The sequence below is a fragment of the Vibrio sp. 10N.261.55.F4 genome, assembly GCF_041470465.1.
GTDB lineage: Bacteria > Pseudomonadota > Gammaproteobacteria > Enterobacterales > Vibrionaceae > Vibrio > Vibrio crassostreae_C.
Genome location: NZ_JBFRMM010000024.1, coordinates 80,300 through 93,290 on the forward strand (window position 1 = coordinate 80,300; position 12,991 = coordinate 93,290).

The 12,991-nt window shown below is 46.3% G+C and carries 11 protein-coding genes; 4 read left to right on the forward strand and 7 right to left on the reverse strand.

The features are described from left to right. Positions 1–140: 140 nt before the first annotated feature. Both AB4249_RS13240 and AB4249_RS13245 read left to right on the forward strand, forming a co-directional pair. The gene (locus AB4249_RS13240; protein ID WP_017059435.1) at positions 141–1,058 is read left to right on the forward strand and encodes an ABC transporter ATP-binding protein; all 918 of its coding nucleotides are present in this window, start codon (positions 141–143) and stop codon (positions 1,056–1,058) included. A gap of 1 nt (position 1,059) precedes the next feature. Next, a complete protein-coding gene (locus tag AB4249_RS13245; protein ID WP_010435987.1) occupies positions 1,060–1,830 on the forward strand; it encodes an ABC transporter permease in 771 nt (256 codons plus the stop codon). 85 nt (positions 1,831–1,915) lie between these two features. Here the strand turns inward: AB4249_RS13245 and panC are convergent, their stop codons facing one another. The 7 genes from panC to sfsA all read right to left on the reverse strand — a co-directional run bounded on the left by panC (position 1,916) and on the right by sfsA (position 8,054). Then, on the reverse strand, positions 1,916–2,806 hold the full coding sequence (gene panC / locus AB4249_RS13250) for a pantoate--beta-alanine ligase (RefSeq protein WP_017059434.1): 891 nt from the start codon (positions 2,804–2,806) through the stop codon (positions 1,916–1,918). Between the two features lie 8 nt (positions 2,807–2,814). Beyond that, positions 2,815–3,609 carry a 3-methyl-2-oxobutanoate hydroxymethyltransferase gene (gene panB, locus AB4249_RS13255; protein ID WP_017059433.1) on the reverse strand — a complete coding sequence of 265 codons (795 nt, stop codon included), beginning with the start codon at positions 3,607–3,609 and terminating at the stop codon, positions 2,815–2,817. Positions 3,610–3,631: 22 nt separating this feature from the next. Next, positions 3,632–4,117: a 2-amino-4-hydroxy-6-hydroxymethyldihydropteridine diphosphokinase gene (folK, locus tag AB4249_RS13260; RefSeq protein ID WP_004735459.1), complete on the reverse strand. Its 486-nt coding sequence runs from the start codon at positions 4,115–4,117 to the stop codon at positions 3,632–3,634. Beyond that, positions 4,114–5,469, reverse strand: a complete 1,356-nt coding sequence (gene pcnB, locus AB4249_RS13265; RefSeq protein ID WP_017059432.1) for a polynucleotide adenylyltransferase PcnB — start codon at positions 5,467–5,469, stop codon at positions 4,114–4,116. Before pcnB ends, folK begins: the two co-directional genes overlap by 4 nt. A gap of 183 nt (positions 5,470–5,652) precedes the next feature. Then, positions 5,653–6,528 carry a tRNA glutamyl-Q(34) synthetase GluQRS gene (gene gluQRS / locus AB4249_RS13270; RefSeq protein ID WP_372103545.1) on the reverse strand — a complete coding sequence of 292 codons (876 nt, stop codon included), beginning with the start codon at positions 6,526–6,528 and terminating at the stop codon, positions 5,653–5,655. Between the two features lie 218 nt (positions 6,529–6,746). Then, positions 6,747–7,193, reverse strand: a complete 447-nt coding sequence (gene dksA / locus AB4249_RS13275; protein WP_004738189.1) for an RNA polymerase-binding protein DksA — start codon at positions 7,191–7,193, stop codon at positions 6,747–6,749. A gap of 135 nt (positions 7,194–7,328) precedes the next feature. Next, positions 7,329–8,054, reverse strand: coding sequence for a DNA/RNA nuclease SfsA (gene sfsA / locus AB4249_RS13280; RefSeq protein WP_017066814.1), 726 nt, complete (start codon positions 8,052–8,054; stop codon positions 7,329–7,331). Between the two features lie 34 nt (positions 8,055–8,088). Here sfsA and hrpB point away from each other — a divergent pair, with 34 nt between their 5' ends. Together hrpB and mrcB are read left to right on the forward strand one after the other, a co-directional pair. Further along, positions 8,089–10,587 (forward strand): ATP-dependent helicase HrpB, encoded by a 2,499-nt coding sequence (hrpB, locus tag AB4249_RS13285; RefSeq protein WP_372103548.1) that lies wholly within the window; start codon positions 8,089–8,091, stop codon positions 10,585–10,587. Beyond that, entirely contained in the window at positions 10,584–12,983 is a 2,400-nt protein-coding gene (gene mrcB, locus AB4249_RS13290; RefSeq protein ID WP_102331931.1) for a penicillin-binding protein 1B, read from the forward strand. The genes hrpB and mrcB overlap by 4 nt, the downstream gene beginning before the upstream one ends. Positions 12,984–12,991 lie beyond the last annotated feature (8 nt).

Here is a 12,991-nt window from a genome sequence, read left to right on the forward strand (position 1 = left end):
CAATCAACGATAAACTTGTTCGCAAAATGGCCGAGTAAACAAATCTTGGGTTAGCTTTCAGCTAGTTCGTTTTAAGCATTACTCTCTTCCTCAAGCTCGGCCGTCTACATCTTATCTATAGCAAATGGCAGTCTATCTCTATGTATGCATTAGAAATTGAGCAATTAAGAAAAACTTATGCTGGGGGCTTCGAGGCTCTTAAGGGCGTTAGTTTACAAGTAGAAAAAGGCGACTTTTACGCACTACTTGGTCCCAATGGTGCGGGTAAATCAACCACCATTGGTGTTATCTCTTCACTGGTAAATAAAACGTCAGGCAAGGTTAAAGTGTTCGGCTACGACATTGATACCGATCTGGAATTGGCGAAGCAGAACTTAGGCCTTGTGCCTCAAGAGTTTAACTTTAACCCGTTTGAAACCGTTGAACAGATCGTGCTGCAACAAGCGGGTTATTACGGCGTGCCAAAAGCATTAGCGAAAGAGCGAGCGAAAAAGTACCTATCTCAACTCGATCTGTGGGAAAAGCGTGGCGAACGCGCGCGTAACTTGTCTGGTGGTATGAAGCGTCGTTTGATGATCGCGCGTGCATTGATGCATGAACCTCATTTGTTGATCCTTGATGAACCGACAGCAGGCGTTGATATTGAACTACGTCGTTCAATGTGGGAATTCCTAAAAGAGATCAATGAGAAGCAGGGCATTACCATTATCTTGACCACGCACTACCTAGAAGAAGCAGAAATGCTGTGTCGCAACATTGGTATCATCAATCGCGGTGAGCTGATTGAGAACACAACAATGAAAGCGCTGTTGGGTAAATTGAGTGCTGAGACCTTTATTCTGGATCTGGAAGAGGGCACGACTGAACCTAAGCTTGAAGGCGTGAATAGCCAAGTGATGGTCAATGGTTCGCTAGAAATCGAAATCGACAAGAACCTAGGTTTGAATACCATCTTTGCTCAATTGAGCGAGCAACAGGTTAAAGTCCTCTCTATGCGTAACAAAGCAAACCGTCTAGAAGAGCTATTTGTGAGTATCGTCCGTGAGGGGAGTAAATAATATGTACAGCCTATATTGGACCGCTTTCTGCAGTTTGTTGACCAAAGAGATCAATCGCTTTACTCGTATCTGGGTGCAGACTCTGGTGCCGCCAGCGATTACCATGACGCTTTACTTCATCATCTTCGGTAACCTGATTGGTGCGCGTATTGGTGAAATGAACGGCTTTAGCTACATGGAATACATTGTTCCCGGTCTGATCATGATGTCGGTGATCACCAACTCATATTCCAACGTTGCTTCATCGTTCTTTAGTGCCAAGTTCCAGAAGAACATTGAAGAGCTGCTTGTAGCGCCTGTTCCTAACTACGTGATTATCGCCGGCTTCGTAATGGGTGGTGTGGTTCGTGGCTTGTTAGTGGGTACCATAGTAACCTTCGTGTCGTTGTTCTTTGTAGACTTACAAGTTGACCATTGGGGCGTGATTATTGCGACGGTATTTTTAACGTCGGTAGTATTCGCTTTGGGTGGCTTGATTAACGCGGTATTCGCACGCACGTTTGATGATATCTCTATTATCCCAACCTTTATCTTAACGCCGCTGACGTACCTTGGTGGTGTGTTCTACTCGATCAGTCTATTGCCTGAATTCTGGCAAGGTGTATCGAAGTTGAACCCTATCGTGTACATGGTTAACGCGTTCAGATATGGCTTCTTGGGTGTGTCTGATGTGGGGATCGTGACGTCGTTTGGCGTACTAGGTGTGTTTATCGTGCTGTTGTATGGCATTGCACACTACCTAGTGACAAAGGGTATTGGCTTACGTAGCTAACCTTTGGTTCATCTAAGTAACAGGTAAAGAAAAAGGTCGATATAACATCGACCTTTTTTTGTTTTGCGTTAAGAGCAGAAGCCGACTATTCAGTCGTTTCTTCTTTCACTTCTTCTTTGGTTTCCGTTACCAAATCGAGAACTTGGTTATCGATAAGACGCGTCTTACCTAGGAAAGCCGACATTAGAATCACTGCTTGAGTTGATTCTGAAGTGATCGCTTGCAGAGTTTTAGCATCACAAATGAAGATTTCGTCAGGTTGAAGATCTGCAGCGCGTAGCTGGTCAGTAGCATCTTCAATCACTGATGCGTAATCATCGCGACCACCACGAATAGCGCTGCTGATCCAGCGCATAGTACGCGCTAAAACGGGCGCTCGTTGGCGCTCGTCAATCGTTAGGTTGCTATTGCGAGAGCTCATTGCCAAACCATCCATTTCACGAACGGTCGCAACGCCGACAACTTCAATGTCTAATGCTAAATCAGTGGTCATCTGGCGAATAACAGCAAGTTGCTGAAAGTCTTTCTCGCCGAAGCATGCAAAGTCTGGCTGAACGATATTAAACAGTTTAGTGACAATGGTTGATACACCACGGAAGTGACCTGGACGAGAGGCACCTTCAAGCATGTGAGATATGCCAGGGACCTCAACAAACGTCTGCTTGTCTAATCCATCTGGGTACATCACCTCTGGCGTTGGTGTAAATACTAGCTCAACCCCTTCACCTGTTAGTTTGCTTAAATCTGCTTCTAACGTTCGAGGGTAGTTGTTTAGGTCGTCTGCACGGTCAAACTGCATTGGGTTTACAAAGATGCTTACCACAACGATGTCGGCCAGTTCACGAGCTTTCTTTACCAGAGTCAGGTGGCCTTCATGCAGGTTTCCCATTGTCGGTACAAAAGCAACCGTACGTCCATCACGCTTAAACTGTTTAATCTGCTCACGAAGAGCCGCTATTTCAGCAAAAGTTTGCATACTTACTCCTAAGCGATTGTATGAGCTTCATCAGGGAAGCGCGCGCTCTCTACTTCTTCTTTGTATAGAGCTACTGCCTTACGCATATCACCTGTTTCTGCTAGGAAGTTCTTAGAGAACTTCGGCATGTAGTTCGCAGAAATACCGAACATGTCATGCATAACCAAGATCTGACCATCGGTAACATTACCTGCGCCGATACCGATAACCGGTACGTCACAAGCTTCTGTAATTCGTTTTGCCAATGAAGCTGGCACACATTCAAGTAGAACGATTTGAGCGCCTGCGTTTTGCAGTGCTAACGCGTCAGCAACCATTTTGTCGGCTTGCTCGTCGTCACGACCTTGAATCTTGTAACCACCAAAAATGTTCACAGACTGGGGCGTCAAGCCTAAGTGTGCACATACTGGTACTGCACGTTCTGTTAGCATCTTCACAGTATCAACCAACCAGCTTCCGCCTTCGATTTTTACCATGTTCGCACCAGCACGCATCAAAGTCGCTGCGCTCTCACAAGCTTGTTCTGGCGTCGCGTAGCTCATGAAAGGCATGTCAGCCATAAGAAGACAATTTGGGCTACCAGCACGCACTGAGCGAGTATGGTAAGCAATGTCTTCAACGGTTACTGGTAATGTATCGTTATGGCCTTGTAAAACCATACCCAGTGAATCACCGACAAGCAGAACTGGCATTTCTTGGCTTTCGAATAATTGAGCAAAGCTCGCATCATAAGCTGTCGAAGTCGCAAATTTACGGCCTTCACGTTTGCATTTGATCAGGTCGTTAATGGTTACTTTTTTCATTGGTTTTCCTTAATGCGCTTGGCTATTGTTGCCAAACATTGAGCCCGTTCTTATCTACTATTTTCAGTAGTTCTGTCAGCTCAGTCCCATCAGGGAGTTGTAAACTTGGTGCGATTTCAGCAAGCGGGTAGAGTACAAACTCTCGTTCTTTCATTCCATAATGAGGAACGATTAAGCGCTCTGAATCGATCACCTCATTGCCGTATAGCACAATGTCGAGATCCAAGGTTCTTGGTCCCCAACGTTCGTCTTTACGGACACGCCCTTGCTCTAGTTCGATCTTTTGAGTGCAATCAAGCAGTTCAATTGGCGTTAATTCGGTTTGGATAGCGACTACCGCGTTGATGTAGTCTGGTTGATTTTGCGGTCCCATTGGAGTGCTACTATATAGCTGAGAGGTCGCAATAAACGTTGATCGCGGTAGGCTTTTTAGCGTTTCGATAGCCAAATTTGCTTGGCTAACTGGGTCGGCAAGGTTGCTGCCGACCGCAATGTAAGCAGTTATCATTCTGATTGCTTACTCTTTTTGTTTCGGTAAGTCTTACGGCGACGATGGCCTGACTTTGATGGTGCTGCAACGTCGTTAGCCATTGCTTGACGCATGTTACGACCTGCAGTCTGATAACGCTCCCACCATTTTGCTAACTCTTTGGTTTCGCCACCTTCAATCTCACCACGCATTTCTAGGAAATCGTAGCCTGCACGGAATTTGTTTAATTCCATTAGACGAACAGCGCGTTTACCGTTGCGACGAGGCAGTCGAAGTTGTAGTTGCCAAACTTCGCGAATGGTTGCTGTGTGACGACGAGGAATCGCAATAGACTTTACTTGCTGATCTAGAATGATGTTACTCGCTTCCATGATCGCATCGTAGTGTGCCATACCCTGTTCAGCGACAAGTTTGTCTGCCAGCTTGTTCATTGGGTACCAAAGCATCGCTGCGAACATGAATGCTGGGTTTACTCGCTTACCATCTTCGATGCGAAGGTCGGTTGAATCGAGAACCAAATCAAGCATCTGCTCTGTGTGTGAGTCGTAATCTTCGGTGAAGTGCTCCGCTACCGCTGGGAACATCTGTTGGAATAGATTGTACTCGCGCATCAAGTGGTAGGTTTCTAAACCGTGACCTGATTGCAGTAATTTCAGAGACTCTTCGTAAAGGCGCGCTGCTGGGATATCTCTTAGAAGGTGAGCTAACTCTTCAATCGGGTCAGCCGTGTCTTCTTCGATGTCGAAATCCAGTTTAGCGGCGAAGCGCATTGCACGTAGCATACGTACTGGGTCTTCGCGGTAACGCGTTTCTGGATCGCCAATCAGGCGGATCAGTTTATCTTCTAAATCTTCTACACCACCCGCGTAATCGTGGATGCTGTAGTCTGCAATGTTGTAGTACATCGCGTTGATTGTGAAATCACGACGCTCTGCATCTTCATCAACACTGCCGTACACGTTATCGCGAAGTAGCATGCCTTCTTTCGATTGTGCAGAAACGTTCTTCGATGGTTCTTGGTGGTGACCACGGAAAGTTGCCACTTCAATGATGTCGCGACCAAACATGATATGTGCCAAGCGGAAACGGCGACCGATAAGACGACAGTTTCTGAAGAGGTGTTTGATTTGCTCTGGCGTTGCGTTGGTCGCAATATCAAAATCTTTTGGCTGAGAGCCTAATAAGATATCGCGCACACCACCACCGACTAGAAATGCGTCAAAACCCGCACCATTCAGGCGATATAGCACTTTTAGTGCGTTGTCGCTGATCTGCTTGCGTGAAATATTGTGCTCTTGACGAGTATAAATATTCAGAGCTAATTCGTGGAATCCGCGTTGTTCGCTTGGGGTATTGTCGTTTGTATTCATTAGTTTAGAACAAAGTAGGTATCGCCAACTTTGTTTTTCTCTTAGTCCAAAGTGGTAGTGCAGAGTTTAATTGCGGCTAATAATAGCTTAGCGCGAGCCATTTGAGAACATCGTCTGCTTAACCACATTGGTTGGTTATGGCATTTTTATGTGTCGTTTTTGCTATTTGCCGTGAGTTTCGAGCTAATTACAGTGCTCTTTTTGTAAACTATCAGGTAACTGACTGACGTTCCATTGCTGGCAGCCCCACAATAAAATCTCATCCATTGAAGCCTCACAAAGAGCCGTCGGGATATCAAAACCTAAGAATCGCATCGCGTTGAGTAACGTTGGTTTTGGGTTGTCTAGATCTATCGCGGTGGCATGGTTCTGTTTTGACAGTTTATTCCCCAAGCCATCGGTTGCCAATGGTAAGTGCAAGTAGCTCACTGTTTTTTGCTTGAGCGTCTTATACAAACTGATTTGTCGACCGGTGGGTTCTATCAGATCTGCGCCTCTTACGACTTCTGTTACTCCTTGTTCGATGTCATCAAGGACAACGGCCAAGTTATAGGCAAACAATCCATCTCTGCGTTTAATAATAAAATCTTCTACAGCTAGTGCTTTAGGGATTTGAATGGTGCCGTGGCGAACATCATCAAAGGACTCCACTGGAAAGTCCATGCACAAGCGCACCGCCTGTTCGCCTGAATCGATTAAGCCTGCATCTCGACAATGACCATTGTAAAAACCACCCAAAGCCTTTATCTGCTTGCGGGTGCATTGGCAGTAGTAGGCTTGATTGTCAGCGACCCATTGATCGATTTGAGCTTGATACAAGCCATGACGCTGACTTTGATAAACGACTTCACCATCCCAGAATAGATTGTAAGCCTCAAGCGTCTTAAGAATGAGGTCTGCAGCGCCGGCCATTTCTCTTGGCGGGTCGAGGTCTTCCATACGAACTAACCATTTTCCTTGGTTAGATTTCGCTTGAAAGTAGCTACCAAGAGCAGCAACGAGTGAGCCAAAATGAAGAGGACCTGACGGTGATGGTGCAAAGCGCCCGATATAATTCATGAGTGAACAACCTAATCTAAATGGTACCGCAGTAGCCGATTCTTAAGACGTTTGACAAGAGCTTTAATGCCTAGAACTAAGCTTCAATCTATAGAACAAGGTTTGATGTATAGAACTAAGGCTTAAAGCTGCTATTTACTATCAAGCGTGTGAAATACTTCGCTTGGATAACAAACAAAAAAGGGAGCCAAGGCTCCCTTTCTTTACATCTGCAAGAATTAACCTTGCATCTGTTTTTCTTTGATCTCTGCAAGTGTTTTACAGTCAATACAAAGATCAGCAGTTGGACGAGCTTCAAGGCGACGAATGCCAATCTCGATACCGCAAGAATCACAGAAGCCGAAATCGTCTTCTTCGATCTTGTCTAATGTCTTCTCAATTTTTTTGATAAGACGACGCTCACGGTCACGGTTACGTAACTCTAAGCTGAATTCTTCTTCTTGAGAAGCACGGTCAACTGGGTCTGGGAAATTCGCTGCTTCGTCCTGCATGTGGTGCACAGTACGATCAACTTCTTCCCTGAGCTGGTTGCGCCAAGCTGCTAAAATTTTTGTAAAATGTTCCGTTTGCTCAGGTGACATGTACTCTTCACCTGGCTTCTCTTGGTACGGTTCAACACCTGCGATGGCTAGGATGCCTAGCGCTTTTTTCTTAGATTCTGGCATACAGCATCTCCTATTTACACCTAGTCAACTGCAAAGCAGCTAATTTTAAGGCGGGTATCTATAGCAGAAAGAACGAATGGTGGCAAATACTCTTATTCAAACTTGCAATCAATGTGATTAGTTCAGCATCTTTGCTTAGCTATTGATAAATTCAACAGCTTGTTTTAGTTGTATTTGAGTACTGCTGAGCTCTGCTTTATAGCAAAGCACTTCAACTCCAGCGTCTTGTGCTTGTTTTAGTAATAACGAATATTTGGCGTCTATATGGTGTGCCGCAGACACTTTTTCAATACCTGAATGTAAAACAGTGAATAAAAGTACGGCTCTATTTCCAGATTCGACCATTTCTGTGAGTTCACGCAGATGTTTTTGGCCTCTGGTTGTGACCGCATCAGGGAAAAAACCTTGCCCTTTAGTTGACGTTTCTTGCTCGTCGAGCAAAGTGACGCTTTTCACTTCGATATAGCAAGGCGGCTTTTCGTTATCTTCAAGCAGAATATCAATGCGACTATTCTCACTGCCATATTTCACTTCGGTTCGTAACGCGTTATAACCTAAGAGTTCAACTATAGTCCCATTTTCAATTGCTTCCACTGCTAGCTGGTTTGCCCGCGCAGTATTTACACAAATACGATGACCTTTGTCTGTTTCTGAGATCTCCCAGCTGTTTGGGTACTTTCTCTTTGCATTATCGGAGGTTGAGTACCACACCGTATTGCCAGGAGTCGCACATCCTGTCATCGCTCCAGTGTTAGCGCAGTGGATAGTGCGCTCGCTACCGTCTGGAAGTTGGATGTCAGTGAGAAAGCGTTTATAGCGTTTAATAAGAGTCGCTGGCTCTAATGGAGGATTGAAGTGCATATTACTTATTTAGACAGGTAGGTTTTTATGTACAATGTTGCCAACATTACACCACAAGGTTCTCCCATTGCCACAACTGCCCATAGAAGCTGTGATGCCAGATCTGCTCGCTGGCGTAGAAACACACACTCAACTTATTCTAAAGGCCGCTCCCGGTGCGGGTAAGTCAACATTCTTCCCTTTACAGTTAGTTAAGACCAACGCCGTTCAAGGCAAAATCATCATGCTTGAACCGAGGCGTTTGGCTGCAAGGAATATTGCTACTTACTTAGCGAGCCAATTGGGAGAAAAGGTGGGAGAGAGCATTGGCTTTAGAGTTCGTGGTGAATCTAAAAGCAGCAGTGCGACTCGCTTAGAGATTGTTACTGAAGGGATCATGACAAGAATGATCCAAACCGACCCTGAATTAACTGGGGTTGATATGGTGATCTTTGATGAATTTCACGAGCGCAGTATTCACGCCGATACCGCATTGGCGTTTAGCTTAGAGATCCAAGAGGCGTTGCGTGACGATCTGAAAGTGGTAGTGATGTCGGCAACTTTAGATCAACAAGCTCTGCAAACTTTGCTGCCGAATGCCAAATACGTTGAATCACAAGGTCGCACCTTTCCGGTCGATTTCCGTTATCAGCCTCTTAACGCAAATGAATATCTAGCCCCTAAAATGGCTAACGTGATTCGCTCTCTGATGGAGAAAGAGTCAGGCTCACTTCTGGCCTTTTTGCCGGGCGTTTCTGCGATTAAGCAGGTGGAATCTCAACTAGAACAATTCGCCAATGATATCGATGTGTGTCCTCTGTATGGGCAACTCAGCTTTTCTCAACAGCAGAAAGCGATCGCGCCATCAGAGAAAGGGCGTCGAAAGGTGGTGTTAGCGACCAATATTGCTGAGACTTCTTTGACGATTGAAGGTATTCGATTGGTGGTTGATTCTGGGCTTGAACGTGTGGCGAAGTTCGATCTGAAAACCGGTATTACTAAGCTTGAGCAAGTGAAAATCTCGCAATCTTCAGCTGAACAACGAGCGGGCCGTGCGGGACGAATTGAAGAGGGCTTGTGCGTTCGTTTGTACAGCGAAACGCAGCTGATGCAGCAACCAGCTATACCAGAACCTGAAATTCTTCATTCTGATTTGTCTTCGCTGGTGTCTGAATTGACGCAATGGGGCGCTGCGAGTGCTGATGAACTGCAATGGTTAGACGTTCCACCCAAAGCTTCTATCGGGCAAGCCAAGCAACTCTTACAGACTCTTGAATTGTTAGACGATAATGGTCAATTTACGGCATTAGGAAAACAGGTCCAACGTTTAGGTCTAGAGCCTCGTATTGCCAGCATGTTGGTTAAAGCGCAGCAAGGTGGTCCTGCTCTGTTGAATGTCGCGATTGTTGCTGCTGCTTTGCTGGAAGAGCCGGAGCGCAATGTGACGGATATTCAACACTCTTTGCATCGACTTAAGCAAAGAAAACATTCCAAAAATAGCGTTGTGATGCAGCGAGCGAAAAGTCTCGCGAGCAAACTCAATCATCACTTAGATTTGTCACAAGCTGACGAATCATTGCTACCATTAGTGCTTTGTTTTGCCTTCCCAGACCGGATTGCACAAGTGAGAAGCGCGACCAGCAGTGCTTTCCTTTTGGCGAATGGCCACGGTGCTGAGGTTCGTGATGATGATCCACTGGCGAACAATAACTATATCGTAGTGATTGATTTGATGCGCAGCACAGGGCGAGCCAGTCAGATTTTCTTAGCCACCGCGGTTGATATCGCACAGTTAGAAGCTGAATTTCCAAAACTGTTTGTGCGTTCCGATTACGCCGATTGGGATGAGAAACGTGGCCGCTTAGTTGCTGAGCAGCGTGTATCTCTGGGCAAGTTGATTATCAGCACCAAAGCTTTACCTGATCCCGATGCGAATCAGGCGAGCCAAGCGCTGCTCAATTATGTCGCTCGATGTGGGTTGGATCTCTTAAATTGGACAGCTTCGGCTAAGCAGTTGGTTGAGCGTGTACGCTGTGCAGAGCTTTGGATGCCTGAGCATGATTGGCCAGCGATGGACGATGCGAGTTTGATTGAACACCTTGATGAGTGGCTATCTCCCTATCTGAATGGCATTAAGTCGGCAAAAGGACTGTCTAGTGTTTCGATTGAGCAAGCATTGTCGGCTTATCTTGGTTGGCCTTTGAATCAAGAAATCGACCAATGGTTGCCAACGCACTATCTGATGCCAACAGGCAGCAAGAAGGCCATTCGTTATCAATATCAATCTGAACCAGTGATCTCAGTGCGAATGCAGGAAGTCTTTGGCGAACAAGACTCGCCATTGATCGCGCAAGGGCGTAAAAAAGTAGTGCTTGAGCTCCTTTCTCCAGCACAGCGACCACTACAAATTACTCAAGATTTAGCTGGCTTTTGGGCTGGCGCGTACAAAGAAGTACAAAAAGAGATGAAGGGCCGTTACCCAAAACATCCTTGGCCGGATGACCCTGCTAACCATGTAGCAACCACTAAAACCAAACGACAGTTGAATCGATGATGACCAAAATGTTAACGCCAAAAAAGGCACCACCTAAAAAAGCGCCAGCAAAGAAGTCACCAGCGACCAAAGCCAAGCCAAGAAAACCAAGAGCGGCTGCGAAAAAGACCAAACCTAAGGCTAAGAAATCTGGCAAAAGAGGTTGGTTGAAGATCCTATGGGGCATTTCTTGGAAAGCGGGCTTAGCGCTTGCGGCATTGCTGTTGTTCGTCGGTATTTATCTTGATTCTGTGGTCAAACAGCGCTTTGAAGGTCAGCTGTTTGATTTGCCAACCGTGGTTTATGCGCGAGTGCTAGACCTGTCTCCGGGAACTCCGGTGAGTTTGGTTCAGGTTAAGAATGAGCTCGATGTACTTAATTACCGTAAGGTGAACGCGCCTCGTCACCCAGGCGAATACTCTTCTTCTTCGACCAAGATTGAAATGATTCGTCGTCCGTTCGAGTTTGTTGATGGACCGGAAGCGGATCGTCATGTGATGCTGCACTTCAATGGTAACGAATTAACTCGCATTCAGTCGCTGGAGAAGAAAGGCGACATGGGCTACCTGCGTGTTGAACCGAAAATGCTTGGCATGCTTGAGAAAAGTAACGATGAGCAGCGCCTGTTCTTAAAACGCAATCAGTTCCCAGAAGTGATGGTTGATGCCTTACTGGCAACCGAAGACCGAAACTTCTATCAACACGATGGTGTGTCGCCACTGGCCATCGCTCGTGCAATGGTCGTTAACGTCAAAGCTGGGCGAACGGTACAAGGTGGTAGTACGCTGACACAACAGTTGGCAAAAAACCTGTTCCTGTCCAGTGAACGTACATTGTGGCGTAAGGTTCGTGAAGCCTACATTGCACTTATCTTAGACCATCGTTACAGCAAAGACCGTATCCTAGAGGCTTACTTAAATGAGGTTTATCTTGGACAGAATGGTGGGCAAGCGATTCATGGCTTCGGTTTAGCGTCTCGTTTGTATTTTGGTCAACCTATTCAAGAGCTGCGCATCGATCAGCTAGCACTGCTGGTGGGTATGGTGAAAGGACCGTCGTATTACAATCCGGTTCGCTATCCTGAGCGTGCTAAGACTCGACGCGATCTGGTTCTTCGCTTATTGATGCAACAAGACATCTTAACTCCGCGACAATACGAAGAGGCGGCGAGTCGTGATTTGGATATTCAAGACAACCCACGCATTGCTAGCCGTCAGCCCGCTTATTTCCAACAAGTAAACATTGAGCTTAAGAAGTATGTCGGCGATCGATTTGAGGCGAAAAAAGGGATTCGAGTCTTTACCTCTCTGGATCCGGTATCTCAAGACAAGTTAGAGAAGTCGATTGCTCGTAAGGTGCCTGATTTATCGAAAACCGCAGGTAATAAGCTGGAAGCAGCAGCTATTGCCGTGGATAGAAATACCGGTGAAATCCGGGCGATGGTCGGTGGTAAGCGTACTGGCTACGATGGCTTTAACCGTGCCTTGAACGCGAGTCGCCCAATTGGTTCTTTGGTCAAGCCTGCAATTTACTTAACCGCACTAGAGCAGCCTCAGAAGTACACGTTGGCGACAACATTGAAAGACACGCCACTGAGCTTGAAAGGCAGTAAAGGTAGCGTGTGGAGCCCGAGAAACTTCGATCGTAAGTTCCGTGGCGATGTGCCTTTGTATGTGGCGCTTTCTAAGTCTTACAACGTACCTACTGTTCGTTTAGGCATGCAATTAGGCATTGATAGTGTCTCGGATACGATTGGAAAACTGGGGGTCGATAAAAATGAGATTCGCCCAGTGCCGTCGATGTTTTTGGGTTCGTTCTCACTGACTCCGTTCCAAGTTGCGCAGATGTATCAAACCATTACCAATTCTGGGCGTATAGCACCTTTGTCTGCGCTTCGCTCAGTTGTTGATAACGATGGCGAGGTTCTGTATCAGTCGATCCCTCGTGTATCACAAAGCGTTGACCAGCAAGCGGCTTGGTTGACAACGTATGCGATGAAACGTGGTGTGTCTGAAGGTACGGGGCGTTTCCTACAAGGTCAGTTTGCATGGGCAGGATTAGCCGGTAAAACGGGCACCAGTAATGACAGCCGAGACAGTTGGTTCGTGGGTGTTGATGGTCGCGAAGTCACTACCATCTGGCTAGGGCGCGATGATAATAAGCCGACTAAACTCACGGGCTCTAGTGGTGCGCTACGTGTTTATGCCGATTATCTGAAACATCGAACTCCAGAGCAGTTACTGTTGCCTTGGCCGAATGGCATTACGACGGCAAGTTTTACTCGAACTTCTCAAGGGGCTTTAGAGTTTGACTGTGACGGTACGGTTAAACTGCCGGTTTGGGATGAGAATGGAAACATTAAAAAGGGTTGTGAAAGTCAACCAAAACAGTGGCTAAAAAAGCTTTTTCAGTGGTAAAGTCGTAA

Excerpts from the sequence above, each read along its gene's own strand:
- AB4249_RS13240 (WP_017059435.1), top strand. The coding sequence starts at position 141 with ATGTATGCATTAGAAATTGAGCAATTAAGAAAAACTTATGCTGGGGGC.
- AB4249_RS13245 (WP_010435987.1), top strand. The coding sequence starts at position 1,060 with ATGTACAGCCTATATTGGACCGCTTTCTGCAGTTTGTTGACCAAAGAG.
- panC (WP_017059434.1), bottom strand. The coding sequence starts at position 2,806 with ATGCAAACTTTTGCTGAAATAGCGGCTCTTCGTGAGCAGATTAAACAG.
- panB (WP_017059433.1), bottom strand. The coding sequence starts at position 3,609 with ATGAAAAAAGTAACCATTAACGACCTGATCAAATGCAAACGTGAAGGC.
- folK (WP_004735459.1), bottom strand. The coding sequence starts at position 4,117 with ATGATAACTGCTTACATTGCGGTCGGCAGCAACCTTGCCGACCCAGTT.
- pcnB (WP_017059432.1), bottom strand. The coding sequence starts at position 5,469 with ATGAATACAAACGACAATACCCCAAGCGAACAACGCGGATTCCACGAA.
- gluQRS (WP_372103545.1), bottom strand. The coding sequence starts at position 6,528 with ATGAATTATATCGGGCGCTTTGCACCATCACCGTCAGGTCCTCTTCAT.
- dksA (WP_004738189.1), bottom strand. The coding sequence starts at position 7,193 with ATGCCAGAATCTAAGAAAAAAGCGCTAGGCATCCTAGCCATCGCAGGT.
- sfsA (WP_017066814.1), bottom strand. The coding sequence starts at position 8,054 with ATGCACTTCAATCCTCCATTAGAGCCAGCGACTCTTATTAAACGCTAT.
- hrpB (WP_372103548.1), top strand. The coding sequence starts at position 8,089 with ATGTTGCCAACATTACACCACAAGGTTCTCCCATTGCCACAACTGCCC.
- mrcB (WP_102331931.1), top strand. The coding sequence starts at position 10,584 with ATGATGACCAAAATGTTAACGCCAAAAAAGGCACCACCTAAAAAAGCG.